Origin of the sequence: Microcella alkaliphila, assembly GCF_004216855.1 — a bacterium.
Lineage (GTDB): Bacteria > Actinomycetota > Actinomycetes > Actinomycetales > Microbacteriaceae > Microcella > Microcella alkaliphila.
In genome coordinates this window covers 183,045-209,696 of the sequence record NZ_SGXT01000013.1, presented here as the reverse complement: position 1 = coordinate 209,696, position 26,652 = coordinate 183,045, and the positions used below count along the sequence as shown (strand labels likewise).

Genomic DNA, 26,652 nt, shown 5'->3' with positions numbered 1-26,652 from the left:
AACACGCTCGACCTGCGCGAACCGGCTCGAACTCAGGGGCCCGTTTGCCGAATGCGCCCCTCGTGGCACGTGCCGTCAGAGGCACATTCGCCCGACGCCCGACCTGCTCCGCGCGCGCACGGCCACGGTGCTGCGCGGGGCTGTGGGTGCGGCGCGATCAACGCGGGGTCGAGACGAGCGTGACCGACTGGATGCGCGCATCCGCAATCTCAATGGTCATCACGGTTCCGACGGGCTGACGGCGGCGATCCGTCGGTGAGCCGGGGTTCAGCAGCCGCAGGCCGCTGGGGGTTGTCGTGTCCCACGGGATGTGCGAGTGGCCGAACACGAGCAGGTCGGCGGTTTCGGGCGAGCCGGGGCCAAAGCGTTCGTCGCAGCGCTTCTCACGCCCCGCGGCGGCGCCCGTCTCGTGGATGACCGCGATGCGCACCCCCTCAACCTCGACACGGGCGACCTCGCCGAGCCGGCGCCAGATCGCGGGGCCATCGTTGTTGCCCGCCACCCCCACCAGGCAGGATGCGCGCCCCGCGAGCGCGTCGACGGTCGCCTCGTCGACCCAGTCGCCCGCGTGAATCACGAGGTCGGCCTCGTCGACCAGCCGCCACACCTGCGGCTGCAACTCCTTCGCGCGGACGGGCAGGTGTGTGTCACTGAGGAGCAGCAGCTTCATTCCGCTCACCCGGACCCGTCCGGTGCCTCGTCGCTGATGAGCCGCTTGCCCATGCTGACGACCTCGTCGACGGCGAAGCCGAGGTGGCGGTAGAAGCCGACCGCAGCCTCATTGTCGGTGCGCACCTGCAGGTTCACCTTCGGGCAGCCGAGGGCGGCGAGCTCCCGCTCGACGTGGGCGACGAGCGCGCGACCGACACCCTGACCGCGCACGGTGCGCGCCGTCGCGAGGTAGTTCATCCAGCCCCGGTGACCGTCGAAACCCGCCATGACGGCGCCCACGATCGCGCCGTCACCGGCCTCCGCGACCACGAACAGCCCGCGCTGCACGGTGAGCTTGCGGGCGATGTCGGCGCGGGGGTCATTCCAGGGACGCAGCAGGCCGGCAGCGTGCCAGAGAGCGATGACAGCATCCTCGTCGGCGGGCCCGAACGGGCGAATGCGGGGCCGGGGTGTAGCCCCCATGAGGGCCTCGACCTCGTCGGCCAGGGCGGCGACCGGGCGGCGTCCGTCGAACTCGTGGGTGGTGCCGCGGCGCAGCAGTGGCTCGACCTCGGCCGTGTAGCGGCGAATGTCGTTGCGATCCTCGGCCGTGCGTCCGTACGTGTTGTTCGTGCGGGCGGCGACGCGGTCAAGCAGCACGTCGACCGGCGCGCTCAGCAGCACGACCGCGCCGAAGCGGTCGTAAAACGCACCCTGATTCTCGACCGTGCCGGAGACGACCAGATTGTCGTGGGAGGCGAGCAGCGCATCCATTTTCGGCACGTCCCAGAGGCGGTTCTCGATCGTGTAGCCGCCGTAATCGGTGTCGACCGTCGTTACGTCGCGGCGGGCAAGCTCGGCCAGCAGGGTCGACTTGCCGGCCCCCGACATTCCGGTGATCAGGATGCGCGCCATCGGTCGAGCCTACGCGCCGACGCCGGGTCGCCCGCGTCTACGCGAGCGACCCGACCGGCGCGCGCAGCGCCGGCGCCACGTCGCGCATGATCGCCTCGAGGATGCGCGCGTTGAAGTCGACACCCAGCTGGTTCGGCACGGTGATGAGCAGCGTGTCGGCCGCCTGCACCGCTTGGTCGCGCGACAGCTCCTCGGCGAGTCGGTCGGGGGTGCCGATGTATTGGCGCCCGAAGCGCGAGCGCGCTCCGTCGAGAATGCCAACCTGGTCGCGCTGTTCCGCCTGGGCGTGCAGCCCGAAGTAGTACTCGGTCTCGTCGTCGATCAGCGGGATCACGCTGCGGCTCACCGACACCCGCGGCTCGTGCGCGTGAGCGGCGTCGGCCCACGCGTCGCGGAACAGCCGGATCTGCTCAGCCTGGAGCTCGTCGAACGGAACGCCCGTGTCTTCGGTGAGCAGCGTCGAACTCATCAGGTTCATGCCCTGCTCGGCCGCCCACACGGCGGTCGCTCGCGTGCCGGCGCCCCACCAGATGCGCTGCGCGAGGCCCGGCGACTGCGGGGTCACCGGCAGCAGGCCCGCCGTGCCGACCATCTGCGGGTTGCCGGGAGCTAGCCCCACCCCCGTGATCGCTTCGCGGAACGCCGCCGTGTGCCGGCGAGCCATATCGGCGTCCGTCTCGTCGGCACGCACACCCTCGGCCGCACCCGGCACGTGCCCGAACACCTCATAGCCCGCAATCGACGTCTCGGGTGACCCCCGGCTGATGCCGAGCTGTAGTCGCCCGCCGCTGATCAGGTCGGTCGCCGCCGCGTTCTCGGCCATCGCGAGTGGGTTCTCGTAGCGCATGTCGATGACTCCCGTGCCCAGCTCGATCCGCGAGGTTCGGGCGGCCGCGGCAGCGAGCATCGGATGCGGCGACGAGTAGTTCTTCGCGAAGTGGTGCACGCGATAGAACGCACCGTCAACGCCGACCTCCTCGGCCGCGACAGCCAAGTCGATGCCCTGCAGGATCGCGTCGCCGCCCGTGCGGGTCAGCGACCCCTGCACGGTGCTCCAGTTGCCGAACGACAGAAAACCGATGCGCGTCATGCTCATGCAAACGCATGGATGCGCGGGGCTATTCCGCGCGGATATCTCCCATTCGCGGCGCACCCCCCTGCAGCGCCGTGGGCATTTCGGCGGACCGCTTCTACGTCAGAGCAGCAGGCGTTGGCGCGGCAGTTATGACCCCTACCAAGAGTAACTAAAGTGAATTCTGGTCACTTAGAAAATTGCTTGCGATGCATCAAACGAGGGGGATAGCATCCACAAATGAGACAAAAAAGAGTTATCCATCGCCTTCTCGCAACGACCGCTTCTCTAGCGCTCGCGATCGGCCTCACCGGTTTCGCCTCACCTACGGGCGAGCTGACGCCATCTGAGAACGACCGAAGCATTTCTAGTATTGAAGTTCACTCTGAAATTCACGGAACCTCATCCACGCTAACTATCGAATTTGATGAACCGGTCTCGCCCGACGTGGCCGAGGCAATCGCCCTAGAGCTCAGCGAGGAACCGGCAATCGAAGCCACTTCGAGCAGAGGAACGCCATCGGCACCGGTAGTCATTTACTGCAACTCCTATCACTCGTGGTCAGACAGCAATGGGAGATTCACATTGCAGCGAGCGTGCGGAAGTACGTCGGCTCCGTGGGGATTCAAGCTGAGCGCCTCAACGGCGGCCACCGTTGTCGGTAATGTCCACGAGGCAGGGATGATGTGGCAGAAGAACGGGATTCAACAAAGCCGGCAAGCGTCGCATTCAGTGCACGCGTACTATCAATTCCACGGGACTTTCAGTGGCCTGGCTGGGGCGAGTGACCGCGTCAATTGGTACGACACGTTCACGTGGAGGCACAATATCGCCGGCGGCGGCACGGCGAATCTTCTCGTTGCTGGAACCTTTGATTCGCGCCGATACGCATGACGACGGAAAACGAATCGGCCAGCGGTGCCTCGCCCGATGCTGTCGCCATTCTGAACGACGGTGTCGCATTGCTGAATGGACCGCTTGGCAAGGCGATGGTTCGAGCGTCGAGCACGATCTCGCTGGCAATTGAGGTGGAGTCTGGGCACCCGCACACCGCCTTGATTCGACTCACGGAAGCAGACGGATCCAGTGTCGGTTTCACCTACTGGCAACACGTCGTTCGTGAAGATCGCCATGAGCGGGACATCCGGATAGCTCATGAGTTCCGTGCCTGGTACGCGACGTCGGAAGCAGGTTGGGGGACGGAGATACTGCTCGGCGACTAGATGCAGTTCCCCACGGGGTTTCACGTGTGGGTGAAAGCTGAAGTCGTGCAAGCCCAAGTCTGCCGACCGAGCGCAGCCCACTCTGGGGCGGTTGCTGGCGAATACGGGAAACGCTCGTCAGCTCGACGCGCCATTCCTCTTTGTTACCAAGGAAAACCGAAGGCTTCCGCTCGCCAGTGGCGCGAGCATGACCCTAACCGGAGACGCGAAAACCTCTCGGGTATTGAAGTTCGTCCAGCGCGCCGCACGGTCCCGGGGAGCGTCACTACCTCAGTCCCTCAGAACGTAGCGAGGAAGATCAACGTACTACCGAGGACGTCAACGCCATTCCGCCCCCATGACTCTATGGGCGCGGACTTGCGGGCGCCGCCGTGGCGACCGGTCCCGTCGGCGGGTGCGCAGCATCCGCGCCCTTCGTCGCCCCCGGACGGGTCGTCAAGAAGACGCCCGCGAGCACGATGGCGCCGCCGATCAACTCACCCGGCGTGATGAGGTCGCCGAACGCGAACGCGATCAGGGCCGTAAACACCGGCAGCAGGTTCAGGAATACGCCCGTCTTCGAGGGGCCGAGGTTTGTGACGCCGATGTTCCACAGCAGGTACGACAGGGCCGACGGGAAGATGATGATCCAGGCGAGGCCGAGCCACGCCTCGCCGCTCGGCGTCGACGACAGCATCGGCATGCCGACGATCGCCAGCAGCGGCAGCATCACGACGACGCTCAGGCCCGCCTGCACCGCCGTGGCCGTAATGGGCGGGGTCTTCACGCGGCGGCTGACGATGACGTAGGCCGTCCAGACACTGATCGCGCCGAGCATAAGCAGGTCGCCCGGCGAGAAGACGAGCGCGAACTCTCCCGAACCGGTGAAGACGACGATCAGAACGCCCACGAATGAGATGGCGATGCCGAGAGCACCCATTTTCAGGATGCGCTCGCCGAGAAAGATGACGGCCGCGATCGCGATGACCGCCGGGTTGATGGCGCTGATCACCGACGCCGTCACCGGTGACGTCGTGGCGAGCGCCGCGTAGAGAAACAGCGTGTACCCGACCATGCCGAGGATCGCCTGCAGGGTGTGAATCGGCCACTCGCGAAGCGCTGCTCGCCACTGCGGCTTCTCGAGCCACCAGGCGACAACCACGAGGATCGGCACGGCGCCCAACCAGCGCAACCAGGTCAACTCGACGGGGGTGAACTCGTCGACGACGAGCGCGGCCACCACGAAGTTCGACGCCCAGAAGAGCTGGGCGAAGACCGGCGGGCTATAGCGACGAAGAGCGTTCACGAGTGTCAAGGCTAGGGCCGCACGGCGAGCCCGGGCACCCGCGTCGGCGGCTCATGCGAGCATCAATGCCGTGCCCCTCGACTTCACCGCCATCGACTTTGAGACCGCCAACGGCCACGCGGCGAGCGCCTGCTCAGTGGGGCTGGTGAAGGTGCGCGACGGTCGGGTGGTCGACAAAGAGTCGTGGTTGATCCGCCCGCCGTTCGGCTACGACGTCATGAACGAGTGGAACACGCGCATTCACGGCATCACGGCCGACGACATCGTCGACGCGCCCCTGTGGGCCGAGCAGTTCGACCGGCTGTGGCAGTTCGTCGACGGCGACCTCCTCGCCGCGCACAACGCCGGCTTCGACATGGGCGTGCTGCAGGCCGCCTGCCGCGCCAGCAACCTCGATGTGCCCGACGCTCGCTACCTGTGCAGTCTGCGCGTCGCCCGCAAGACGTACCACCTCGACTCGTATCGCTTGCCGGTCGCGGCGATGGCGGCGGGCTTCGAGGACTTCGCGCACCACGACGCGCTCGCCGACGCCGAGGCGTGCGCCGCGATCGTCGTGCACGCGGCGAAGCGCCACGGCGTCGACGACGGCGACGAACTCGCGAGCGTCTGCGGCACCCGCATCGGGACGATCGGACCGCGCGCCGCCGAGGACGCGGCAGACCGCCGCCCCGCTGCGCTCGCCTGAGCTCGCTCGGCAGCGGTCAGAGCCGTTAGCCCTTCCGCACCGTCACCGACACGGGCGTCGGGTTCTGGAACAGGTCGAGCACCGGGCAGTGCGCGTCGACCACGTCGCGCAGGTACTGGTAGCGCTCCTCCGACTCGGGGCCAGTCAGGGTCACAACGAGGCGCACGTCGCTGAAGCCGGCGCGGACCGACTCGTCGAAACCGAACAGGCGCCGCGCATCCAGGTCACCCTCGGCCTCGATGGCGACGTCCAGCAGCGTGATGCCGAGCGCCTGAGCGTACAGCCGGTACACGACGACCTGGCACGAGATGAGCGCCGCGAGCGCGTACTCGACGGGGCTCGCCGCAACGTCATCACCGGCGAGCGCCGCCGGCTCGTCGACAACAACGCGGTGCCTCCCGGCGCGAATGGTGCTTGCGACGGCACCCACGCCCACGCCGGAGGCGCGGAAGGTCAGGTTCGCGGTCGCCGGGTTCTCGGAGATGCGATCTCCCCAGGCGGATGCGGCGCTCGCGAGCCGCTCGGCACGCTCGCTGATCGAGACGGCCGGGATCGCGGGGGCCGCGGGAACGGTCGACGCGGACACGTCGGACGAGGCGGTGGACGGTGTTGCGGGAGCGTCAGTGAGAGGTGTCATGCGGGGACGCTAGTTGCGCGACCAACCGCGCGTCTAGCATCCCCGAAACGCAGCGACACCCCGCGACACGCAGGGTAACAGGGTGTCATGCGCCGTCACCCTCGACACGTTTCAAGGAACAACCCGCGCCACGGCCGGCGTGTCGCGGCCGACACGCCGAGGTGCGGGGGCGCAGTTCCTTGAATCGTGGGGAGCACGTGAAGGGCGAGCCCGTGGGCGCGTCGGCGCGTGCGCGGGCCGCGGGCGGGCGCGGCCTAGTTCTGCGGGAAGCCCAGGTTGATGCCGCCGTGGCTCGGGTCGAGCCAGCGCGAGGTGACGGCCTTCTCACGGGTGAAGAAGCCGATCGCCTGCGTGCCGTAGGCCTTCGCGTTGCCGAACAGCGAGTCCTTCCAGCCGCCGAACGAGTAGTAGCCGACCGGCACCGGGATCGGCACGTTGATGCCGACCATGCCGACGGTGACCTCGTTCTGAAAGCGGCGGGCCGCTCCCCCGTCGTTGGTGAAAATCGCCGTGCCGTTGCCGAAGCGCGAGGCGTTGATGAGCGCGAGGCCCTCGTCGTATGAGGCGACGCGCACGACCGACAGCACGGGGCCGAAGATCTCCTCGGTGTAGACGCGCGAGGTGGTGGGCACGTTGTCGATGAGGGTGGGGCCGAGCCAGAAGCCGTCGGCCGCGCCGTCGACCTCGATGCCGCGACCGTCGACGACGATCGTCGCGCCGTCCTCTTCGGCAACATCGAGGTAGCCGGCCACCTTGTCGCGGTGTTCCTTCGTGATGAGCGGGCCCATGTCGCAGTTGCGGGTGCCGTCGCCGACCTTCAGGGTCGCCATGCGCTCGCGCACCTTGGCGATCAGCTCGTCGGCGACCGGCTCGACGGCGACGACGACCGAGATCGCCATGCAGCGCTCGCCGGCCGAGCCGAAGCCCGCGTTGACGGCCGAGTCGGCGACGAGGTCGAGGTCGGCGTCGGGCAACACCAGCATGTGGTTTTTCGCCCCGCCGAGCGCCTGAACGCGCTTGCCGTTCGCGGTGCCGCGCTCGTAGATGTACTTCGCAATCGGCGTCGAGCCGACGAAGCTGATGGCGGCGACATCGGGGTTGTCGAGCAGCGCGTCGACGCTCTCCTTGTCGCCGTTGACGACATTGAAGACGCCGGCGGGCAGGCCCACCTCGCTGAACAGCTCGGCCATCCAGATCGCGGCCGAGGGATCCTTCTCGCTCGGCTTCAGCACAACCGTGTTGCCGGCGGCTATCGCCAGCGGAAAAAACCACAGCGGCACCATCGCCGGGAAGTTAAAGGGGCTGATGACGCCCACCACACCCACCGGCTGCTTGATCGAGTACACGTCGACGCCGGTCGACACCGACTCGCTGTACCCGCCCTTCATTAGTTGCGGCAGCGAGGTGGCGAGCTCGATGACCTCCATGCCGCGGGCGATCTCGCCGAGCGCGTCGGAGGTGACCTTGCCGTGCTCGGCGGTGATGATCACCGCGAGCTCGTTCTTGCGGGCGTTCATCGCCTCGCGGAAGGCGAACATGATCTGCTGGCGCTTGGCGAGGCTCGTGCCGGCCCAGCCGGGCAGCGCGTTCTTCGCGGCGGCCACGGCCAGGTCGAGGTCGGCCTTCGTCGCGAGCGCGACCTCGCGGGCGACGGCGCCCTGGGCCGGGTTGTAGACGGGGGCGGTGCGGGTCGAGGTGCCGGCGAACGCGGCCCCGTTGACGTAGTGCTGGACGATCGACATGGGTTCTCTCCGAAGGCTCGGGCGCTGGTGCGCTGCTGCCAGTCTCGGTCACGCAGGTTCTGCGTTCAAGAGCCAAGCCCGCGCATCCATTGTGCAGAAACGCAGATTCGGGATGCGCGCTGCGCACGGTCCGCGGGATAGGCGCGTCAGCCGCCCGGTAGCAGCTCGGCGCGGCGGCTCTCGACCGCCCGAAACAGCGCATCCCGCACGATCCCGACGGCCCCGACCGCAGGGCTTTCTGGCCGCGACGACAGGGTGAAGCGCAGCCGGAACTCGACCTCGTCGGGCAGCACGGGCACGAGACGCGAATCGTTCTCGGCCATGAAGGCGTGCAACAGTCCGATGCCCGCGCCCGCCCGCACCGCCTCTAGCTGCGCGAACACGTTGGTGGAGGCGAACCCCGTGCGCATCCCGCCGAGCACGGGGGCGAGGTCGAGCTCTTGCACCGTGAGCAGCGCGTCAACGTAGAAGATCAGCTCGAGCCCGGCGAGGTCGGCCACGGCACGAACGGCCGGGTGCGCCGCGAGGTAGTCAGGGCTCGCGTAGAGCCGCAGCGCGTAGTCGGTGAGTGGTTCGGCCGTGACCCGCGCACCCGCCGCCTGGCCGATGGTCACGGCGAGGTCGAAGCCCGACCCCCGCAGGCTGAGCGGTCGGGTGGAGGTCACCAATTCGACCGCGATTCCGGGATGCTCGGAGCGCACGTCCGCGAGCGCCGGCGCGATGATGAGCGAGCCGAAGCCATCGGGCGCCGCCACGCGCACCGTGCCGCGCACCGTGTGGTCGCCCTCGGCAATGGCCGCGACCTGGTCGAGCACGTCGTCGAGGGTCGCCGCACGCTCTACGACATCGCGGCCGAGCCCCGTGAGGTGCCAGCCGTCGACACCGCGGTCGAGTACGCGCGCGCCGAGCGCCGCCTCGAGGCGGTCGAGTCGACGACGCACCGTGGTGTGGTCGATGCCGAGAAGATCGGCGGCGGCGGTCAGCCGGCCGAGACGGGCGACGGCGAGCAAGACGCGCAAGTCGTCGGCGCTCAACTCGGGGCGTCCGGGCGTGGTCGACATGACGCCACCCTACAGCGCGCGTGCCGGCGACGCCGCGATGTCGGGGGTGCCTGCGAGAGTTAGGACATGGAGTTTCTCGTACCGCTCGCTCTCGGGCTCATCCTCGGCCTCAACGTCGGTGCCGTCGCCGGCATCCTGCTGGGTCGGCGCGGGGCAACGCCCACCGGTGACGATCCCGCCGTGGTCGCTGCGCGACACGAGGCAGCGCTCGCCCAGCTTCGCGCCGAGGAGGCCGCGGTGCGGGCCGAGCTCACCGCCGAGCTCGCGGGGCTTACGGCCACGGCCGACGGCTTACGTGAGCAGGTGACGCAGGCGCAGCAAGCCCACCGCGAGTTCGTCGAGCGCGCCCAGGCCGAGCAGCGCGCCCGCGAGGAGCGCGAGCGCGCCGACAGCAAGGTGCTGCAGGCGCTTACCCCCGTGCAAGAGACACTGCGCACGATGCAGGCGAAGGTGACCGAGCTCGAAACGCAGCGCAGCCAGCAGCACGGGCAGTTGACGCAGCAGTTGAAGTCGGCCACTGAATCGGAAGAGCGACTGCGCGCCACCGCCGAGTCGCTCGCGAGCGCCCTGCGGTCGAACAGCGTGCGCGGCGTGTGGGGCGAGACCCAGCTGCGCAACGTTGTTCAGGCCGCCGGCCTCATCGAGCGGGTCGACTTCGACACGCAGGCGAGCATCAGCTCCGACGCGGGCGCGGGCCGCCCCGACATGGTCATTCACCTTCCCGGCGGCAAGAACATCGCGGTGGACGCAAAGGTGCCCTTCACCGCCTACCTTGAGGCCAGCCAGATCGCGATCACCGCCACGGGTGACGAGGGCGCGCGGCGCGAGGCGCTCATGAAGCAGCACGTCAAGGCTGTGCGTTCGCACATCGACGCGCTCGGTTCGAAGGCGTACTGGGCGGGGCTCGACGCCTCCCCCGAGCTCGTCATCGCCTTCATCCCGAGCGAGTCGCTCGTCTCCAGCGCCATGGAGGCCGACCCCGCGATCATGGACTACGCCTTCTCGAAGCGCGTCGCCCTCGCCTCGCCCGTCACTCTCTGGTCGGTACTGAAGACTGTCGCGTTCTCGTGGCAACAAGACGTTCTGACCGAAGATGCCAAGCAACTGTTCGACCTCAGCCGCGAGCTGTACGGCCGCCTCGGCACACTTGCCGGGCACATCGAAAAGCTCGGCCGCTCGATCGAGGGCACGGTCAAGAACTACAACGGCTTCGTCGGGTCGATGGAACGCCAGGTGCTGCCGAGCGCGCGCAAGCTGCAGCGCCTCGACGAGTCGACCGTGCTCGGGCCGCTCGCATCCATCGAAGAGGGGCCGCGCGAAATCACCGCGATGGAGCTTGTCGACAATCTGTCGACCACGGGCGAGCTCGAGACTGTGGACGACCAGCGAGGCGAGTGAGTCGCGTTCGCGCCCGTCGCTAGGATTGCGGCAATCCCTGGTGCAACGAGGTGCCGGGGTCCACCCTTGGCGAAAGATCAACGATGACCCAACGCCCCTGGCTCGCCCACTATCCGAGCGGCGTCGAGCATGAGCTCGTCGCAACCCCCTTCCGGCACATGCCCGACCTGCTGTCGAAAGCGACCACCGACTACGGTGACCAGATCGCGTTCACGCAGTGCATGCCGAACGGCATGAACGGCTCACTGACCTACAACCAGGTCGACGAGCTGTCCGATGCCTTTGCTGCGTACCTGCGCGAGGAGCTCACGCTCGAGGCGGGCGACCGAGTCGCCGTCCAAATGCCGAACTGTCTCGCCTTCCCGATCGTCGCGTTCGGCATCTTCAAGGCCGGCCTCGTGCTCGTCAACACGAACCCGCTCTACACCGCGAGCGAGATGACACACCAGTTCAGTGACTCGGGCGCGAAGGCTCTCGTCATCATCGACATGTTTGCCGACCGACTGCCCGAGGTGGTGTCGGCAACCGGCATACAGACGGTGGTCACCGTCCGCATCGCCGAGTTCTTCCCGCCGGTCGTCGCCGGCGTCATTCGCCTCGTGCAGAAGTACTGGAACCGGTCGTTGCCGAAGATCGAGGTCGAGCACACGTCCTTCCAAACCGCGCTGTCGCGCGGCCGCGAACTCATGGGGCGCAGCTCCAGCTACCTCGACGGGGTCGACCTCGAATCGATCGCCGCCCTGCAGTACACCGGTGGCACGACGGGTGTGTCGAAGGGCGCCATGCTGACGCACGGCAACCTCGTGTCGAACACGATGCAGGTGCTGCAGATGCTCGGCGAGAGTATTCGCCCCGGCAAAGAGATCGTTTTGACGGCGCTGCCGCTGTACCACATTTTCGCCTTCACGGTGAACCTGATCGGCTTCTACCACATGGGCGCGCGCAACATTCTCGTGCCGTCTCCGCGACCACCGAGCAACCTGAAGCGCGCGTTCGAGAACTACAAAATCACCTGGACCACAGGCGTGAACACGCTCTTCAACGCCCTGCTCAACGAACGCTGGTTCGTCGAGCACCCGCCGAAGCACCTGATCGGCTCGGCCGCCGGCGGCATGGCTCTGCACGAGTCGGTTGCGGAGCGCTGGCGCGAGGTCACGGGCACCCCGATCGTCGAAGGCTACGGGCTCACCGAGACCTCACCCGTGCTCACCTTCAACCCCTTCGGCGGCGAGGTGAAAGACGGCACCATCGGCATTCCGGTGCCCTCGACCGACGTGCGCTGCGTGAAAGACGACGGCACCGACGCCGGCGTCGGAGAGCCCGGCGAGATCGTCGCCCGCGGCCCGCAGATCATGAAGGGCTACTGGCAGCGCGACGACGAGACCGCGAACGCCATGCTCGACGGCTGGTTCCGCACCGGCGACATTGCCGAAATGGACGCCGACGGTTACTTCACGATTGTCGACCGCAAGAAAGACATGGTGCTCGTCTCGGGCTTCAACGTCTTCCCCAACGAGGTCGAAGAGCGCATCGCCTCCATGCCCGGCGTCAACGAGGTCGGCGTCGTCGGCATCCCCGACGACAAGACCGGGGAGGCCGTCCGCGCCTACGTCGTTGCGAACGACCCCCGCCCGACGGAAGCCGAGATCATCGCGCACTGCCGCGAGTCACTGGCCGCCTACAAGGTGCCGAAGTCGGTGCGCTTCGTCGACGAACTGCCGAAGAGCCCGATCGGCAAGATCCTCCGCCGCGAGCTGCGGGCCGAAGCGGTCACGAGCGAAACGGCCAGTATCGAGACGCAAGGAAGGGAGCTGTCGTGATCGCCGCATCCTTCTTAAGCCTCTCGACGACGGTCGTCAACGAGCAAGACGTCGTCACCCCGTTCGAGCAGGCACTGCTCGTCGGACTCGTCTTCGTCATCATGTTCGGCCTCGGCGCCGGGCTCACGCCGCGTGACTTCAAGTCGGCGCTGCGCCGACCGTACGGGCTGATCATCGGCTTCGTCACCCAGTTCGGCATCATGCCGCTGCTGGCCTACGTGCTCGTCATCACGCTGTTGTTCCAACTGCCGCGGGAGTACGCGGGGCCCGTCGCCCTGGGTGCCCTGCTGATGGGCTGCGTACCCGCCGGCACGACGTCGAACATCTTCACGTACTTCTCGAAGGGCAACCTCGCGCTCAGCGTCATCATGACGACGAATTCGACGCTGTGGGCGATTCTCATGACGCCGCTCGTGCTCGCCTTCTACGGCGGCTTCGTGTTCACGGAGGAGACCGACCTGCAGATCCCGATCGTCAACATCGTGGTGACGCTCGCGACGCTACTCATCCCCGTCGTCGCGGGCATGATCCTCCGGCGCTACAGCGCCAATGTCGGCGCGTTCATGGAACTGCTGGGCGGGTTCTTCGGCCTGTTCTTCATCGTGTTCCTCATGGCGACGTGGGTGCCGCGCAACTGGGCGCTGCTGACCTCCACCCCGTGGCAGACCTACACGGTGGCGATCGGGCTCGGACTCGTGGGCATCTTCGTGGCCTACTTCATCGCGCGAGCGATCCGCCTGCACCCGGCGAACGCGCGCACGATCGGCCTCGAGACGGGCATCCAAAACGGGCCGCTGGCTATCGCGATCGTGATCCTGACCTTCTCGGGCACCCCCGAGATCGGCCTGATCCTGATCGTGCCGGCGCTGTACTCGCTGTTCATCGTGATCATCGCCACCTTCGTGACGTTCTGGTTCCGCCGTGCCAACACGGCCGAAGAGCAGAAGATCCCGAGCCTGCTGTAGCGCACCAGCCTCTAGCCTGACCGGCGGAGGCGGAGTAGCGTCGCGACATGATCGCCACGCGCTTCGCCTTCGCCGGTTTCGCCGTTCGCGACGTCGACGCCGCGCACGACTTCTACGGTCGCGTTCTCGGCCTCGACGTCGGATACGCCGACATGGGCCAGCTCACTATCGACCTGCCGGGCGGCGGCCTCGACCAGGATGCACGCGGCATCTCCCGGGGAATCGCAGCGGGGCGGGGCCCCGACATCGCGTGGTTCACCGACCCGGCCGGCAACATCATCTCAGTGCTGCAGAACCCGCCGGGTGACGACGCGGCCTAGCGTCGCGCGGATCCGAACTGAACTACAGCCCGAGTACCTCATTCTCGTCGAGCCACTTCGAAACCTGGTGGTCGGCGACCACGCGGCGGATGGTTCCCGAGCGTGAGCGCAGCACGATCGACTCGGTGCGGATCATCGGGCCGTCGCGCAGCACGCCGCGCACCAGCTCGCCGTCGGTGACACCGGTCGCAACGAAGAAGGTGTTGTCGCTGCTCACGAGCTCGTTCGCTTCGTAGACGTGGTCGAACTTCAGGCCGGCCGCGGCACCCTTCTCGCGTTCCTCGTCGGAGCCCGGCGCGAGGCGGCCCTGAATGAAGCCGCCGAGCGCCTTCACCGCGCAGGCCGTCGCAACGCCCTCGGGGCTGCCACCCGTGCCGATCGCCATGTCGATGCGGGTGTCGTGACGCGCGGCGTTGATGCCCGCGGCAACGTCACCGTCGAGGATGAGGCGCGTACCGGCGCCCGCCTCGCGGATCTCGTCGATCAGACCCTGATGGCGCGGCCGGTCGAGCACGGCGATGCGCATCTGATCGACACGCTTGCCCTTCGCCGCGGCGAGGGCTCGAATGTTCTCGCCGACCGATTGGCGGATGTCGACGACGCCGATTCCCTCGTGCCCCGTGACGATCTTGTCCATGTAGAACACGCTGGAGGCGTCCAGCATGGTTCCCCGATCGGCGACCGCGATCATCGAGATCGCGTGGCTGCGCCCGGCCGCCGTCAGCGACGTGCCATCGATCGGGTCGACGGCGATGTCGCACATGGGGCCGTTGCCGGTGCCGACCTGCTCGCCGTTGAACAGCATGGGGGCATTGTCTTTCTCGCCCTCACCGATGACGACGACGCCCGTGAAGTTGACCGTCCCCAAGAATTTGCGCATCGCATCCACCGCCGCGCCGTCGGCCGCGTTCTTGTCGCCGCGGCCGATGTAGGGGGCCGAGCGGATCGCGGCCGCCTCGGTCGCGCGCACCAGCTCCATGGCGAGGTTGCGGTCGGGGTGCAGGAACAGGGTTCCGGTTTCGGTGGTCACCACAGTGGCGTCCTTCTCTCGGCGTCGATCAAGCGGATGAACGGACGCGCCGGGTGGTAGAACAGCGCTCCCCCAGCCTAGCGGCCGGGCGCCGCGCGCTGGCTAGACTCGGAGCCGTCCCCACAGCCCACCACGCACGAGGAGCACCATGCCCATCGCCACCCCCGAGCAGTACGCCGAGATGCTCGACAAGGCCAAGAAGGGCGGGTTCGCCTACCCCGCCATCAACGTGTCGTCGTCGTCGACGATCAACGCCGTTCTGCAGGGCCTCACCGAGGCCGGCTCCGACGGCATCCTGCAGGTCACGACCGGCGGCGCCGACTACTTCGCCGGCCAGAGCGTGAAGGCCCGCGCCTCGGGCGCTCTCGCATTCGCCGCCTTCGCCACTGAGGTGGCCAAGAACTACCCCATCACGGTCGCGCTGCACACCGACCACTGCCCTAAGGACGCGCTCGACGGCTTCGTCATGCCGCTCATTGAGGCTAGCGAGGCCGAGGTGAAGGCGGGCCGCAACCCGATATTCCAGTCGCACATGTGGGATGGCTCGGCGGTGCCGCTGGCGGAGAATATTGAGATCGCTCGCGAGCTGCTGCCCCGCATGAAGAACATCAACGCCATCCTCGAGGTCGAGATCGGCGTCGTGGGCGGCGAGGAGGACGGCGTGCAGCACGAGGGCTCGAACGACGCCCTCTACACGACGCTCGGCGACGTCGAGCAGGCCGTCGAGGCGCTGGGCCTCGGCGAGCAGGGCCGCTACATGGCCGCCCTCACCTTCGGCAACGTGCACGGCGTCTACAAGCCGGGCAACGTGAAGTTGCGCCCCGAACTGCTCAAGGAGATTCAGGACGGCATCGCCGCACGGTACTTCCCGAACTCCGCGAACGGCACGGCCGCCCTGCCGCTCGACCTCGTCTTCCACGGAGGCTCGGGCTCGACCGACGAGGAGATCGCCACCGCGGTCGCCAACGGTGTCATCAAGATGAACATCGACACCGACACGCAGTACGCCTACAGCCGCTCGGTCGCCGACAGCGTGCTGAAGAACTACGACGGCTTCTTGAAGGTTGACGGCGAGGTCGGCAACAAGAAAATCTACGACCCGCGCGCGTGGGGCAAGGCCGCCGAAACAGCGATGGCGAAGCGGGTCGTCGAGGCCACGCAGCAGCTCGGTTCGGCGGGGCACTCGGGCCGCTAGTCCCGCTCCCCTGCCGTCTCGCTCCGGGGCGTGCGTTGCACCAGCGGCGCACGCCCCGCTGTCGTTTCGGCGGGCGCCTCGAACTCCACGTTGAGAGTCGCGCCGTCGCGCCACTGGATGTCGCGCACGGCAGACGACAACGAGACGTAGTAGGGCGCGAGGAAGCTGATGCGCCGCCCCTCGGGCAGGGTCGTGTTGATGCGCATCGCGACGGCGACATCACCCGATGCGGAGCCCCGCAGGGCAATACTCGCCGACACGAACCCCGATTCGGGATGCGCGAGCAGCGCATCGATCATCGCGCGGAGGGCGGTGCGCTGCGAGACGCTCAACCGGTCGGCGAGACGCTCGGGGTCGTCGAGGTCGACGGGGTGACCGCGCACGACGCGCTCGAGCCAGGTGGCCGACGCGTCGGCGATGAGCCGCGCCCGCAATTCGAGCGACAACGAACGGGCCTGGCGCGCATCCCTGTCGGTGACCTCGCCCCGTCGGGCAACGCCGCGCAGAAACGTGACGGCAGCCGCCAACTGCTCCGAGATCTCGTCGTCGACGGCCCGCACCAGCGCCCGGTCATCGATGCCCGCCGGTCCGATCACGGGGGCCCCGGGGAGGGGTCGCTCACTCCAGCGCATGAGCCGGCGCACGATGCTGCCGGAGAGCACCGCGCTCACGGTACCCCCGGCCACGACCGGGGTGACCACGATGAGCGCGGTCGTGACCGGCGGCCAGCTCGGATCGTGGGGAACGATGAGCACGACGGCGATGAGCGAGACAACTCCAACCAGCGCGACAGCGAGCGCGGCGATGCTCGACGCGCGCACGTAGGGGGCCATGGCAACGAGCAGGAGAGACACCCCGAAGGGTGCCCACCAGAACGTGATCGAAAAGGCGACGCCCTGATGGTCGAGAGCCGAGCACAGCGTGGCTGCGCTCAGCAAGCCGAAAATGGTCATGATCTCGGGTGCGCCCAGCACTCCGCGCGGCGGACGCGTGCGCAGATGCACGATCGCACCCGATGCGGCGAGCAGCAGAATGCCGAGCCACTGCAGGGTGCCGCCGCGCGGCGGAACGGCGATCACCTCGATCACGCTGTAGACGACGGCGAGGACCGTTGCCGTCACCGGAATCGCGGCGGTCGTCACCCAGCTGATCGGGTCGGTCGACCAGGGGGATACGTGCGAACGGTCACTCATCGCGCGCTCCGAGCGGAACCCGCATCATGACGGTGGTGCCCTCGTCACCGGACCAGATGCGCACCGACCCACCGACCGTGCGGATGCGTCCGTCAATCGATTCGCGCAGGCCGAGTCGATCGGCGCCGACGGCGTCGGGGTCGAAACCGACACCCGCGTCGACGACGAGAAGTACGATCGCGTCGTCACGCTGACCGACGACGAGTTCGGCCTGGCCGGTACCGGCGTGTGCCGCAACGTTGTCGAGCGCCGCGCGGGTGGCACCGACGAGCGCGTCGACGACGGGCGCAGGCACCTCCGCCGTGAGTTCCTCGGCGCCGCTCAGTTGCACACTCACCCCGGTCCAGCGGTAGTGATCGGCGAGCTCGAGCAGCGCGTCGGCAAGCGGCGCGGGGGCTGCCGTGACGGCCGTGGACGACGACACCCGGCGGGCGGTCGGGCGCACGATCGCGTCGAGGTCCCGCAGAATGTGGTCGCGCATCCGCTCATCGACGGTTCCGACCGTCATCGCGATGACCGCGAGATCGGCGAGGACGGTGTCGTGCACGGCCGCCGCCGCGCGTCGCTGCAATTCACGCTCGCGTTCATCGATCAAGACCGCTCGCTGCACCGCCAAGAACTCGGGAACGCGCTGCTTCGCGCGATAGCGCACAGCAGCGAGCAACCCGAAGCCGGTGAGTGACACGACGCCCACGATGAGCGGGCCGTAGCCGAACGGACCGGGAGTGCCGACGGCCCACCAGCCGACCGCGAGAGCGGAGTAGGACACGGCGAGTGCCGCGAGTGTCCAGCGCACCCCGCTACGGGCGCTGCCGCCGAGGGCACCGACGAGCGGCAACGCGGTGGCAACACGATTCAGGATGAAGGGATCGTCGCCCTGCTCGGCGAGCGCCACCACCGCGACGACGGACGCCGCGGCGGCAACCCCTCCGGCGGCCAGGTAGAGCGTCGCGGTCGCGCGCGACGGCAGCATGAGCAACAGGGCGGCGAGAAGGAGCACCGCGACTGCCGGCGCCGCGACGATGGGCGCGCGCAAAGGATCGAGCCCGGCGGAGAGAACCACGTCGACCGACATGACGACGGTCAGCGCCGTACCCCCGATCGCGACGGCGCGCATGGCCGTCGAGAGCCCCGACACGACGACTGCGGCGGCGACATCTCGCGGCAGTGCGACCGTCGGCATGGTCCTCCCCTCGCGCTCAGGCTAGCGCTCGCGTGCGCCCGCAGGGCTACCGCTCGCCGTCGACTCCGAAGCGGACGACGAGCGAGCGTCCGTTGGTCCACGAGATGTCCCGCACGACCGACTTCGCCGTCAGGTAGTACGGGGCCAGCACCGCGGTGCGGCGCCCCTCCGGAAGCTCAAGATCGAGCGTGAGCGCCACAGCGACGTTCCCCTCCCCACCCGGAGCCAGTTCCAGCCGCGCGGCATACACGCCGGCGGTCTGGTCGGAGAACACCCCGTCGATGAGCGCGAGGATCGCCGCGCGCTGGTCGAGGGAGACGCGATCAGCAAGGCGGTGCGGGTCGGTGACGTGCACCGCCCGGGTGGCAACGACGGCGCCGAGCCAGCCGCTGCCCTCACGGTCGATGAGCGCGGTGCGCAGCTCGGCCGCCAGCTCGGCCGCCCGCGCGCGCGTGGCGGCGTCCACCGGCGCACCATCGGCGATGGCCCGCAGGAAGGGCATCGCGTCCGCGCTGAGCACCCCGCGCGTGGTGCGGTCCACGATCGACACCGCCTTCTCGCGCGCGGGCGGCACCGCGATGGTGTCGACGATGCCCGAGCGCCAGCCCTGCACTTCATCGATGAGCGCGCGCGTGAGGAAGGTACCGCCGATGAGGGCGAACAGCGGTGAGGACGCGGCGATCACCACCTCCGCTCCGGGAGAGACGGCGGCGAGCGGCTCTGTCGCGAATGCAGCACCCAGCACGCTGGCACCGGCAACCATCGCTCCCGCCGGCAGGAAGACGCGACCGGGAACGAACGGGCTGAGCGACATGACGACGAGCGCAACCGCGACTGGAGCCCACCACAACTCGGGGACGAGCTCTGCGGTCGCTCCGTGACCCCCTCGCGCGATGCCCCACCCGCTGACGAGAACCGCCGAGCTCGCCAACACGGCGACGACCATTGCCGTAGCCGTTCCGAAACGTCGACGGGTGGGACGGGCGGCGAAATGGATGGCACCGGTTGCCAGTGCGGCCAGCACGACGGCAGCCCACTGAAAACCGGGCGCATCGGCGCCCTGCTCACCGAGCAGCACCCCACCGGCGCCGAGTGCCACGATCAAGACGGGAACCCACGCGGTCACGAGCGACGCGGTCAACCAGCTGAGCGTGTCGACCTCGTTGGCCGAGCGCCGCCACCACACGGTCATCGCTCGGCCTCCGCCCCGGCGCGGGGAGCCGAGAGCAGCACGGTGGTGCCCGCTTCCGACGACCAGATCCTGGCGGACCCCCCGGCGCGCTCCATTCGGCCGATGATCGACTCGCGGAGACCCAAACGGTCGACCGCCACCGCGTCGACGTCGAAGCCCAGTCCGTCATCCACGACGAGCACCGTGAGGCGGTCGTCGTCTCCTCCGAGCGTCAGCTCGACGTGATGGGCCGACGCGTGGCGACGCACGTTGTCGAGCGTCGCCGCGACGGCGGCGTGCAACGCCTCCGCGACGACGGGTGGGAGGGCGTCATCGGTCAACAGCTCCGTGCCGGCCAGGTCGATGCGGCCGCCACGCCAGCGGTAATCCTCGACCAGGTCCAGCAGGGCGCGGCCGAATGTGCCCTCGCGGGGCAGGATCGAGACCGTGCCGGTGTCGGTCGCGCTCGCACCCTCCAAGCGCGTGAGGTCCGCCCGGATGCGGTCGCGCATCCTCTCATCGAGAGCGCCGTCTCCGTGAGCAATGGCGGCGAGATCGGACAGGACGGTGTCGTGCACGACAGCGGCAGCCGACCGTTCGCGGCGGCGACGCTCGTCGGCGCGACGCGTCTCGCGGGCAATGTCGCGGAAGGCGGGGAGGCGCCCGCCGCTGCGCCGCCAGCCGATGTCGACCACGGCAAAGGCGAAGACCATGATGAGGGCATCAATGACGCGATCGGGCGAAAAGTGAGGCTCCTCGCCCACGATGACGGCGCCCAGGGCAATCGCGATCGTCCCGACGCCGAGCCCCGCCAGGATCCAGCCGATGCCGCTCACGCCCCGCGTGCCGAGCGCCCCGACAAAGATCAGCGCGACGGCAGCGCCCTCGACCAGGAAGCCCGAGCGATCCCCGAGGGGTGCGGCGTACGAGGTGGCCAGCGCTGCATACGCCGTGCCGATGGTGAGCCCCACGCCGAGGTGCGTCACCATCGTGACGACGCTCGGGCGGGCGGCGAGAGCCAGCGACGTCACGAGGACGGGAAGGAGTGTCAGCACGAGCGGCACGGACGCGGGGCCGTGCCCGAGCACGACAGCCGTCTCGCCGATCACGGCAAGCACCAGCAGTACCGATACGGGACCGATCCAGCGCATGGCGGCGCTCAGGCCGCGCACGAGACCCGCAGCCGTCACCCCGCGCGGCGCTGGCAGAGACGCGAACGAATCGCTCGGCGGGGCTGTGGGCGCCTGATTGGACGGCACTGCCCGGCGCCCTATCGCCTCAGCTCCGGGTGCGACCGCCGAGGGCGCGCTCGTCGCGCTCTCCCGTGGCGTTCGTTCGGAGTTCCTTCGGCAGCGAGAACATCAGATCTTCCTCTGCGGTCTTCACAATCTCGACGTTCTCGAACCCTGCATCACGCAGGTCGGCGAGCACCTGCTCGACAAGCACCTCGGGAACGCTCGCACCCGAGCTCACCCCGACGCTCGCGACGCCCTCGAACCACTCCTGTCGAATCTCGCTGGCGTAGTCGATGCGATACGCCGCCTTCGCCCCGTATTCCAGCGCGACCTCGACGAGACGCACGCTGTTCGAGCTGTTGGACGAGCCGACAATGATGACGAGATCGGCGTCAGGAGCGACCTTCTTGATCGCCACCTGACGGTTCTGCGTCGCGTAGCAGATGTCGTCGCTGGGCGGGTCCTTCAGGTGCGGGAACCGTTCGCGCAGGCGACGCACGGTCTCCATCGTCTCGTCGACCGAGAGCGTGGTCTGCGACAACCAGATGAGGTTCTCGGTCTCGGGCACCTCGATGCGGTCGGCCTCGTCGGGGTCGTTCACGAGAATGGTGCGCTCGGGGGCGTGCCCCATCGTGCCTTCGACCTCTTCGTGGCCCTCGTGACCGATCAGGAGGATCCAGTAGTCCTGCTTCGAGAACCGCACGGCCTCTCGGTGCACTTTTGTCACGAGCGGGCAGGTGGCGTCGATGGCCTGCAGCTCGCGGTCTGCCGCGCCCTTCACGACAGCGGGGCTCACACCGTGGGCCGAAAATACGATGTGCGAGCCCTCGGGCACCTCGTCGACCTCGTCGACGAAGATCGCGCCGGCCTTCTCGAGTTCGCTGACCACGTGCACGTTGTGCACGATCTGCTTGCGCACGTAGACCGGCGCACCGTACTGCTCGAGCGCTTTCTCAACGGCGATGACGGCGCGGTCGACGCCGGCACAGTAGCCGCGCGGCGCGGCCAACAGCACGCGCTTGGGGCGGTCGATCTCGACCGGGGTGAGCCGCTCGCGACGCTCAGGAATGACGGGCGCGGTCAGCGTCTGGCCGAGGGCGCCGTTCGTGATCGTGGACATCGGGTCGAGTCTACGGGTCGGCCCTGAATTCGCCCCTGATAGGGGATGCGCGTGCGCGCGGCCCTACTCAACGTCGCGTCGGAGGGTGGTCACGGCCGCGACAGCGACGAGCAGCACGCTCAGGGCGGTCAGCACAAGGCCCCCCTCGAGTCGGGTGAGCGGCTCGATCACGCCCGGCACGGTGGGATCAAGTTGGCCGATGGAGGCGATAATGCCGGCCCCGACGAGCGAGTCGGTGGCCGCACCCGGGAGGTAGCGGGCGAGCTCTGCCGACCACTCCCAGGCGCCGGCAACGATGCGCAGGATCGGCTCCACGAACTGCGTGAAGACCAGCACAATGACGATGGCCGCGATCTGGCTGGTCAAGAGAGCCCCCAAACCGAGGCCGAGAAGCGACCACAGTGCGCAGGCGAGCACGGTGCGAGCGAGCAAGCCGAGCACGTCAGGATCGCCGAGCAGGGTGTCGACGCCGTTTGCCGCAAGCACGGCGGCACCTGCGGCAACCGACGTGAGCGCGCCAATCACGCCGTAGAGTGCGCCGACGAGCAGTGCCACGACAAGGCGCCCGACCAGAACGACCGGGCGACGCGGCTGGGCCAGGAACGTGGGGGTGAGAGTGCGCCAGCGGTACTCGCTCGTCGCGGCGAGCGCCCCGAACAGCAGCGGAATGACGAGGGCGACGCTCGTGGTCGAGCTGTAGACCAGCTGCGTGGCCACCTCGGCGGGAAGCGGACCGGGGCCGCCCTCCGTCTCGGCGGTCACGAAGAAGGCGAATCCGCCCGCGGTGACCCCGACGTAGAGCACGAGCACCACGGCGAGCACCCACCAGGTGCGCAGCGAGAAGACGCGAACCAGTTCCGCGGCGACGGCGCGCGTGAGGGCGCTCACGCCGCGACCTCCGCGCTTGAGGCGGGTCGAGCATCCGGATCGGGGTGTTCCGACGTGAGGCGCAGGAAGACCGATTCGAGGTCGTCGGAGAGCGGGGTGAGCAGCGTGAGGGGAATGGCGGCCGCCAACGCCGCGCGGCCGACACCGTCGGCGTCGAGGCCGGTGACGACCAGGGGGCCCGCGGTGGGCGTCTCGACGACGCCGCCGGCGGCGGCGATCGCCGAGGCGAGGGCGCTGCGGTCGGCAGCGTCCACACGCACGCGGGCGACGGCACCGGCCGAGAGCTCGGCGAGTGCCCCCGCCATGACAATGCGTCCGCGCGCGATCACGACAACGTCATCCACCGTCTGCGACACCTCGCTCAACACGTGCGACGACAGCAGGATCGTGCGCCCCTCTGCGGCGAGCTCGCGCAGGAATACGCGAATCCACGTGATGCCGGCAGGGTCGAGGCCGTTGATGGGCTCATCGAGCACGAGTGTTCCCGGGTCGCCGAGCAGGGCGGCGGCGAGGCCGAGGCGCTGGCGCATGCCGAGGGAGTAGCCGCCCACCCGGCGGTCGGCGGCATCGGTCATGCCGACGCGCTGCAGCACCGCGTCGATGCGGTCGCGTTCGAGGCCGGCGGCTAGCTGCAGGACGCGCAGGTGGTCGCGTCCGCTTCGCCCGGGATGAAAGACATCCGACGACAGGGATGCTCCGACCCGGCGGGCGGGATCATCAAGCGCCGCGTAGGCGGTGCCGCCGAACGTGGCCGTGCCGGATGTGGCACGCGCAAGCCCCAGCAGCACGCGCAGCGTTGTGGTCTTTCCCGCGCCGTTCGGGCCGAGGAACCCCGTGACCCGGCCGGGGTGGGCGGTGAAGGAGACGTCATCGACGGCAGCGACGGCGCCGTAGCGCTTCGTGAGGTGGTCGATCGTGATCGGTGTTCCGGTCGGCATTCATCCCCCATCGGCTCACGCGAACACCGGCGGTGTCGGGGCCATCTACTACCCTGGCGAGCGCCCACCCTGGCCGCAAGTGCGACGCCCCCTTCGAAGAAATCGGAGAGCCATGACCGACGCCGCTCCGTCGACGCCCGCGCCAACCAGTGCCGACGCGCCGTGGCCCGTCGCTGAGCTGTCCCAGAAGCTCAAGGGATGGATTGACCGGCTCGGCGCGGTCTGGATCGAGGGGGAGATCACGCAGTGGGGCATCTCGGGCGGCAACGTCTACGGCAAGCTCAAAGACCTGAGCGCCGACGCGACTGTGTCGTTCGTGATCTGGTCGTCGGTGCGCTCGCGCATCCCCGACGGGGTCACGCAGGGCGATCGCGTCGTCATGCACGTCAAGGCCAACTGGTGGGTCAAGGGCGGCAGCTTGACGATGCAGGTCTTCGACGTGCGGCGCGTCGGCCTCGGCGACCTGCTCGAACGCCTGGAGCGGCTGCGGCAGAGTCTGCGCGCCGAAGGACTGTTCGACATAGCGCGCAAGAAGCCGCTTCCCTTCTTGCCGAGCCTCATCGGACTCGTGACGGGCAAAGACAGTGATGCTGAAAAGGATGTGCTGCGCAACGCGGCCCTGCGCTGGCCATCCGTCGCGTTCCGCGTGCAGCACTCGGCCGTGCAGGGTGACCGCGCGGTCGGCGAACTCGTCGCCGCCATCGAGGCGCTCGATGCCGACCCCGAGGTCGACGTCATCATCGTGGCGCGCGGAGGCGGCGACTTTCAGAATCTGCTTCCGTTCAGCGATGAGCGGGTCGTGCGCGCCGTCGCCGCCTGCTCCACGCCCGTCGTGAGTGCGATCGGCCACGAAAATGACCGCCCCCTGCTCGACGATGTCGCCGACCTGCGTGCATCCACGCCGACCGACGCCGCGAAGCGCGTCGTTCCCGATGTCGGCGACGAGCTCTCGCGCGTCGACCAGGCCCGCACGCGGCTGCGCTCCCGCATCACCCTGCAGGTGCGCACCGAGGTCGACCGCCTGGCCCAGCTGCGATCGCGCCCGGTGCTCGTCGGCGCCGATTGGATCATCGATGCGCGCGCCGACGAGCTCACCCGGCTGGTCGCCCGCGGCGCCGAGCTCACCGAGCGCCGCATCGAGCGCGCTGGCGACGAATTGGCCGAACGGCGCGCTCGCCTGCGCTCGCTCTCGCCGCAGTCGACCCTCGACCGGGGGTACGCCATCGTGCAGGCGGCTGACGGCGCGGTGCTGCGCGCCGCGTCCGATGTCGTCGACGGTGCACGGTTGCGCGTGACCCTCGCCGACGGCGCGATCGCCGCCGACGCCCGCATTCCCGGCACCGACACAGAAGGCGACGAATAGCATGACAAGCGTGAGCGAGACCCCGGCCGACATCGAGACCCTCAGCTACGAGGAGGCTCGCGACGAGCTCGTTCGCGTGGTCTCCGCACTCGAGCAGGGCGGCGCCACGCTCGAGCAGTCCATCGCCCTGTGGGAGCGCGGCGAGGCCCTAGCCCGACGCTGCGAAACCTGGCTGATCGGCGCGAAAGAGCGGCTCGACGCCGCGCGCGCCGCCGCCGATTCATCATGACCGACCCCGCAACCGGACGCCCCATCGTCGCGGAGCTCGGTCGCCCCGAGACTGCCGACGAGAAGGCGGCGCGCGTGGCCGCGAACCGAGCGAAACGCCGGGCCAACCAGACCACAATCAATCTGATTCTCTCGGTCGCCGCATCGCTTCTCGTTGTGCTCTTCCTCATCGTCGTGGTCGTCCGTGAGGCCCCCACGCCCCCGCCAATCGACTACCGCGCCACCGCGGACGAACTCGTCGCGGGAACCGATTTCGACATCGTCGCCCCCGTTGTTCCCCCCAGCTGGTGGGTCAATCGCGCGGGTCTCACCGCCTCAGGCGGCGTGACCGAGTGGTACGTCGGATTCGTCACCGACCCCGAGCCCACCCGTGCCGGCTTCGTCGCGCTTCTGCAGGGCTTCGACGCCAACCCCACGTGGCTCGCTGAGCAGTTGCGTCAGCCACGCACCGCCGGAGACGAGGTCGAGATCGGCGGCGTCACGTGGACGCTCTACGATCGACGAGGGAACAGCCAGCTCGAGAACCGCCAATACGCACTGGTGACCGAGACCGAGAGCAGCACAATCGTGCTGTTTGGCACGGCGGAGGAAGCCGACTTCACTCTGCTCGCCACCTCGATCGCCGGCGAGCTGACCGCCCCCTGACTGTCGCGTCGCGACACGACGAGGAGGATCATGACGACCGCCGAGCGCACCCCCGCCGCAGTGTGGCGTGAAATGGAAGAGGGTAACGCCCGCTTCGTCGCTGGCGAACCCCGCCACCCCCACCAGGACGCCGAACGTCGCACCGAGTTGAGCGGCTACCAGCGCCCCGACGCCGCGCTGTTCGGGTGCAGCGACAGTCGCCTCGCCGCCGAGATCATCTTCGACAAGGGCCTCGGTGATCTGTTTGTCGTGCGAAATGCCGGCCAGATCGTCAGCGACAGCGTCGTCGGTTCGCTCGAATACGCCGTGGCGGTGCTCGAGGTGCCGCTCATCGTTGTGCTGGCCCACGACGAGTGCGGCGCCGTCCGCGCCGCACTCGATCAGGCGGGGCCGAACGCTCCGACCCTACCCGCGCACATCCGCTCACTCGTCACGCAGATCATGCCGGCCGTCCAGCGGGTGCGCATCGCTGCGGGCTCGCCCGGCGTCGACACCATCGACGCGTTCGAGGTGGGCCGCCAGCACCTGCGCGACACGGTCGGGGCGCTCCTCAGCGCGAGCGAGCTCATCAGCGAAGCCGTCGCCGCCGGGCGTCTTGCGATCGTCGGCGCCAACTACCAGCTGCATGACGGCCGCGTGAATGCCGACGCCGTCGTCGGTGCCGTGTGACGAGCATCCAGACCTACCAC

General features: G+C 68.6%; 27 protein-coding genes. 12 read left to right on the top strand and 15 right to left on the bottom strand.

Annotated features, from left to right (window positions below; genetic code table 11):
- Positions 1-157: 157 nt before the first annotated feature.
- From EV140_RS04340 to EV140_RS04325, 3 genes are read right to left on the bottom strand one after another with little or no spacing between them, the layout of a single operon-like run.
- The gene (locus EV140_RS04340) at positions 158-670 is read right to left on the bottom strand and encodes a metallophosphoesterase family protein (protein ID WP_130281441.1); all 513 of its coding nucleotides are present in this window, start codon (positions 668-670) and stop codon (positions 158-160) included.
- A 5-nt stretch (positions 671-675) separates the two neighbouring features.
- Positions 676-1,566: a GNAT family acetyltransferase gene (locus tag EV140_RS13585; RefSeq protein ID WP_338418534.1), complete on the bottom strand. Its 891-nt coding sequence runs from the start codon at positions 1,564-1,566 to the stop codon at positions 676-678.
- Positions 1,567-1,603: 37 nt separating this feature from the next.
- Positions 1,604-2,656 (bottom strand): LLM class flavin-dependent oxidoreductase, encoded by a 1,053-nt coding sequence (locus EV140_RS04325; protein WP_130281902.1) that lies wholly within the window; start codon positions 2,654-2,656, stop codon positions 1,604-1,606.
- A 222-nt stretch (positions 2,657-2,878) separates the two neighbouring features.
- Between EV140_RS04325 and EV140_RS04320 the strand changes: the two genes are divergently transcribed.
- Both EV140_RS04320 and EV140_RS04315 read left to right on the top strand, forming a co-directional pair.
- Complete coding sequence (locus EV140_RS04320; protein WP_130281439.1) at positions 2,879-3,532, top strand: hypothetical protein; 654 nt, start codon at positions 2,879-2,881, stop codon at positions 3,530-3,532.
- Positions 3,529-3,861, top strand: coding sequence for a hypothetical protein (locus EV140_RS04315; RefSeq protein ID WP_130281437.1), 333 nt, complete (start codon positions 3,529-3,531; stop codon positions 3,859-3,861). Before EV140_RS04320 ends, EV140_RS04315 begins: the two co-directional genes overlap by 4 nt.
- A gap of 343 nt (positions 3,862-4,204) precedes the next feature.
- Here the strand turns inward: EV140_RS04315 and EV140_RS04310 are convergent, their stop codons facing one another.
- Positions 4,205-5,146, bottom strand: coding sequence for a DMT family transporter (locus EV140_RS04310; protein ID WP_198674344.1), 942 nt, complete (start codon positions 5,144-5,146; stop codon positions 4,205-4,207).
- A 70-nt stretch (positions 5,147-5,216) separates the two neighbouring features.
- Between EV140_RS04310 and EV140_RS04305 the strand changes: the two genes are divergently transcribed.
- The gene (locus EV140_RS04305) at positions 5,217-5,831 is read left to right on the top strand and encodes a 3'-5' exonuclease (protein WP_130281433.1); all 615 of its coding nucleotides are present in this window, start codon (positions 5,217-5,219) and stop codon (positions 5,829-5,831) included.
- A 25-nt stretch (positions 5,832-5,856) separates the two neighbouring features.
- Here EV140_RS04305 and EV140_RS04300 read toward each other — a convergent pair whose 3' ends face one another.
- From EV140_RS04300 to EV140_RS04290, 3 genes are all read right to left on the bottom strand, one after another.
- Positions 5,857-6,468 carry an OsmC family protein gene (locus EV140_RS04300; RefSeq protein ID WP_130281431.1) on the bottom strand — a complete coding sequence of 204 codons (612 nt, stop codon included), beginning with the start codon at positions 6,466-6,468 and terminating at the stop codon, positions 5,857-5,859.
- A 254-nt stretch (positions 6,469-6,722) separates the two neighbouring features.
- A complete protein-coding gene (locus EV140_RS04295; protein ID WP_130281429.1) occupies positions 6,723-8,210 on the bottom strand; it encodes a CoA-acylating methylmalonate-semialdehyde dehydrogenase in 1,488 nt (495 codons plus the stop codon).
- A gap of 146 nt (positions 8,211-8,356) precedes the next feature.
- Positions 8,357-9,271 carry a LysR family transcriptional regulator gene (locus tag EV140_RS04290; protein WP_130281427.1) on the bottom strand — a complete coding sequence of 305 codons (915 nt, stop codon included), beginning with the start codon at positions 9,269-9,271 and terminating at the stop codon, positions 8,357-8,359.
- A gap of 66 nt (positions 9,272-9,337) precedes the next feature.
- On the opposite strand from EV140_RS04290, the gene EV140_RS04285 reads away from it, so the two are divergent.
- The 4 genes from EV140_RS04285 (at position 9,338) to EV140_RS04270 (ending at position 13,774) form a co-directional block, all read left to right on the top strand.
- A complete protein-coding gene (locus tag EV140_RS04285) occupies positions 9,338-10,669 on the top strand; it encodes a DNA recombination protein RmuC (protein WP_130281425.1) in 1,332 nt (443 codons plus the stop codon).
- Between the two features lie 83 nt (positions 10,670-10,752).
- Positions 10,753-12,489: an AMP-binding protein gene (locus tag EV140_RS04280; RefSeq protein WP_130281423.1), complete on the top strand. Its 1,737-nt coding sequence runs from the start codon at positions 10,753-10,755 to the stop codon at positions 12,487-12,489.
- Positions 12,486-13,454 carry a bile acid:sodium symporter family protein gene (locus tag EV140_RS04275; protein ID WP_198674343.1) on the top strand — a complete coding sequence of 323 codons (969 nt, stop codon included), beginning with the start codon at positions 12,486-12,488 and terminating at the stop codon, positions 13,452-13,454. The genes EV140_RS04280 and EV140_RS04275 overlap by 4 nt, the downstream gene beginning before the upstream one ends.
- A gap of 47 nt (positions 13,455-13,501) precedes the next feature.
- Complete coding sequence (locus tag EV140_RS04270; RefSeq protein WP_130281421.1) at positions 13,502-13,774, top strand: VOC family protein; 273 nt, start codon at positions 13,502-13,504, stop codon at positions 13,772-13,774.
- Between the two features lie 22 nt (positions 13,775-13,796).
- On the opposite strand, the gene glpX is transcribed toward EV140_RS04270, so the two are convergent.
- Positions 13,797-14,753, bottom strand: coding sequence for a class II fructose-bisphosphatase (glpX, locus tag EV140_RS04265; RefSeq protein WP_130281898.1), 957 nt, complete (start codon positions 14,751-14,753; stop codon positions 13,797-13,799).
- 199 nt (positions 14,754-14,952) lie between these two features.
- Between glpX and fbaA the strand changes: the two genes are divergently transcribed.
- Positions 14,953-15,999 carry a class II fructose-bisphosphate aldolase gene (gene fbaA, locus EV140_RS04260; RefSeq protein WP_130281419.1) on the top strand — a complete coding sequence of 349 codons (1,047 nt, stop codon included), beginning with the start codon at positions 14,953-14,955 and terminating at the stop codon, positions 15,997-15,999.
- Here the strand turns inward: fbaA and EV140_RS04255 are convergent.
- The 7 genes from EV140_RS04255 to EV140_RS04225 form a co-directional block, all read right to left on the bottom strand.
- Complete coding sequence (locus EV140_RS04255; RefSeq protein WP_130281417.1) at positions 15,996-17,192, bottom strand: hypothetical protein; 1,197 nt, start codon at positions 17,190-17,192, stop codon at positions 15,996-15,998. The genes fbaA and EV140_RS04255 overlap by 4 nt on opposite strands.
- Entirely contained in the window at positions 17,185-18,375 is a 1,191-nt protein-coding gene (locus EV140_RS04250; RefSeq protein WP_130281415.1) for a sensor histidine kinase, read from the bottom strand. Before EV140_RS04250 ends, EV140_RS04255 begins: the two co-directional genes overlap by 8 nt.
- A 46-nt stretch (positions 18,376-18,421) precedes the next feature.
- Positions 18,422-19,567, bottom strand: a complete 1,146-nt coding sequence (locus tag EV140_RS04245) for a hypothetical protein (protein WP_130281413.1) — start codon at positions 19,565-19,567, stop codon at positions 18,422-18,424.
- Entirely contained in the window at positions 19,564-20,736 is a 1,173-nt protein-coding gene (locus EV140_RS04240; protein ID WP_130281411.1) for a sensor histidine kinase, read from the bottom strand. Before EV140_RS04240 ends, EV140_RS04245 begins: the two co-directional genes overlap by 4 nt.
- Positions 20,737-20,824: 88 nt before the next feature.
- On the bottom strand, positions 20,825-21,901 hold the full coding sequence (locus EV140_RS04235) for a 4-hydroxy-3-methylbut-2-enyl diphosphate reductase (protein ID WP_130281409.1): 1,077 nt from the start codon (positions 21,899-21,901) through the stop codon (positions 20,825-20,827).
- 63 nt (positions 21,902-21,964) lie between these two features.
- Positions 21,965-22,789 carry an ABC transporter permease gene (locus EV140_RS04230; protein ID WP_130281407.1) on the bottom strand — a complete coding sequence of 275 codons (825 nt, stop codon included), beginning with the start codon at positions 22,787-22,789 and terminating at the stop codon, positions 21,965-21,967.
- Positions 22,786-23,727 (bottom strand): ATP-binding cassette domain-containing protein, encoded by a 942-nt coding sequence (locus tag EV140_RS04225; protein ID WP_130281405.1) that lies wholly within the window; start codon positions 23,725-23,727, stop codon positions 22,786-22,788. Before EV140_RS04225 ends, EV140_RS04230 begins: the two co-directional genes overlap by 4 nt.
- A gap of 112 nt (positions 23,728-23,839) precedes the next feature.
- Between EV140_RS04225 and xseA the strand changes: the two genes are divergently transcribed.
- Genes xseA through EV140_RS04205 form a run of 4 tightly spaced genes read left to right on the top strand, consistent with a single transcriptional unit; the run spans position 23,840 to position 26,632 of the window.
- Positions 23,840-25,090 (top strand): exodeoxyribonuclease VII large subunit, encoded by a 1,251-nt coding sequence (gene xseA / locus EV140_RS04220; protein WP_130281403.1) that lies wholly within the window; start codon positions 23,840-23,842, stop codon positions 25,088-25,090.
- 1 nt (position 25,091) lies between these two features.
- Positions 25,092-25,319, top strand: a complete 228-nt coding sequence (locus tag EV140_RS04215; RefSeq protein ID WP_130281401.1) for an exodeoxyribonuclease VII small subunit — start codon at positions 25,092-25,094, stop codon at positions 25,317-25,319.
- Positions 25,316-25,963: a DUF4245 family protein gene (locus EV140_RS04210; protein ID WP_130281399.1), complete on the top strand. Its 648-nt coding sequence runs from the start codon at positions 25,316-25,318 to the stop codon at positions 25,961-25,963. Before EV140_RS04215 ends, EV140_RS04210 begins: the two co-directional genes overlap by 4 nt.
- A gap of 30 nt (positions 25,964-25,993) precedes the next feature.
- Positions 25,994-26,632 carry a carbonic anhydrase gene (locus EV140_RS04205; protein WP_096420929.1) on the top strand — a complete coding sequence of 213 codons (639 nt, stop codon included), beginning with the start codon at positions 25,994-25,996 and terminating at the stop codon, positions 26,630-26,632.
- Positions 26,633-26,652: the final 20 nt, after the last annotated feature.

Coding starts and splice junctions, on each gene's coding strand:
- EV140_RS04270 (WP_130281421.1), top strand. CDS start 13,502: ATGATCGCCACGCGCTTCGCCTTCGCCGGTTTCGCCGTTCGCGACGTC.
- EV140_RS04205 (WP_096420929.1), top strand. CDS start 25,994: ATGACGACCGCCGAGCGCACCCCCGCCGCAGTGTGGCGTGAAATGGAA.
- EV140_RS04340 (WP_130281441.1), bottom strand. CDS start 670: ATGAAGCTGCTGCTCCTCAGTGACACACACCTGCCCGTCCGCGCGAAG.
- glpX (WP_130281898.1), bottom strand. CDS start 14,753: ATGGAGCTGGTGCGCGCGACCGAGGCGGCCGCGATCCGCTCGGCCCCC.
- EV140_RS04245 (WP_130281413.1), bottom strand. CDS start 19,567: ATGACCGTGTGGTGGCGGCGCTCGGCCAACGAGGTCGACACGCTCAGC.
- EV140_RS04295 (WP_130281429.1), bottom strand. CDS start 8,210: ATGTCGATCGTCCAGCACTACGTCAACGGGGCCGCGTTCGCCGGCACC.
- EV140_RS04280 (WP_130281423.1), top strand. CDS start 10,753: ATGACCCAACGCCCCTGGCTCGCCCACTATCCGAGCGGCGTCGAGCAT.
- EV140_RS04250 (WP_130281415.1), bottom strand. CDS start 18,375: ATGCCGACGGTCGCACTGCCGCGAGATGTCGCCGCCGCAGTCGTCGTG.
- xseA (WP_130281403.1), top strand. CDS start 23,840: ATGACCGACGCCGCTCCGTCGACGCCCGCGCCAACCAGTGCCGACGCG.
- EV140_RS13585 (WP_338418534.1), bottom strand. CDS start 1,566: ATGGCGCGCATCCTGATCACCGGAATGTCGGGGGCCGGCAAGTCGACC.
- EV140_RS04235 (WP_130281409.1), bottom strand. CDS start 21,901: ATGTCCACGATCACGAACGGCGCCCTCGGCCAGACGCTGACCGCGCCC.
- EV140_RS04255 (WP_130281417.1), bottom strand. CDS start 17,192: ATGAGTGACCGTTCGCACGTATCCCCCTGGTCGACCGACCCGATCAGC.
- EV140_RS04315 (WP_130281437.1), top strand. CDS start 3,529: ATGACGACGGAAAACGAATCGGCCAGCGGTGCCTCGCCCGATGCTGTC.
- EV140_RS04320 (WP_130281439.1), top strand. CDS start 2,879: ATGAGACAAAAAAGAGTTATCCATCGCCTTCTCGCAACGACCGCTTCT.
- EV140_RS04210 (WP_130281399.1), top strand. CDS start 25,316: ATGACCGACCCCGCAACCGGACGCCCCATCGTCGCGGAGCTCGGTCGC.
- EV140_RS04285 (WP_130281425.1), top strand. CDS start 9,338: ATGGAGTTTCTCGTACCGCTCGCTCTCGGGCTCATCCTCGGCCTCAAC.
- EV140_RS04215 (WP_130281401.1), top strand. CDS start 25,092: ATGACAAGCGTGAGCGAGACCCCGGCCGACATCGAGACCCTCAGCTAC.
- EV140_RS04300 (WP_130281431.1), bottom strand. CDS start 6,468: ATGACACCTCTCACTGACGCTCCCGCAACACCGTCCACCGCCTCGTCC.
- EV140_RS04325 (WP_130281902.1), bottom strand. CDS start 2,656: ATGACGCGCATCGGTTTTCTGTCGTTCGGCAACTGGAGCACCGTGCAG.
- fbaA (WP_130281419.1), top strand. CDS start 14,953: ATGCCCATCGCCACCCCCGAGCAGTACGCCGAGATGCTCGACAAGGCC.
- EV140_RS04225 (WP_130281405.1), bottom strand. CDS start 23,727: ATGCCGACCGGAACACCGATCACGATCGACCACCTCACGAAGCGCTAC.
- EV140_RS04290 (WP_130281427.1), bottom strand. CDS start 9,271: ATGTCGACCACGCCCGGACGCCCCGAGTTGAGCGCCGACGACTTGCGC.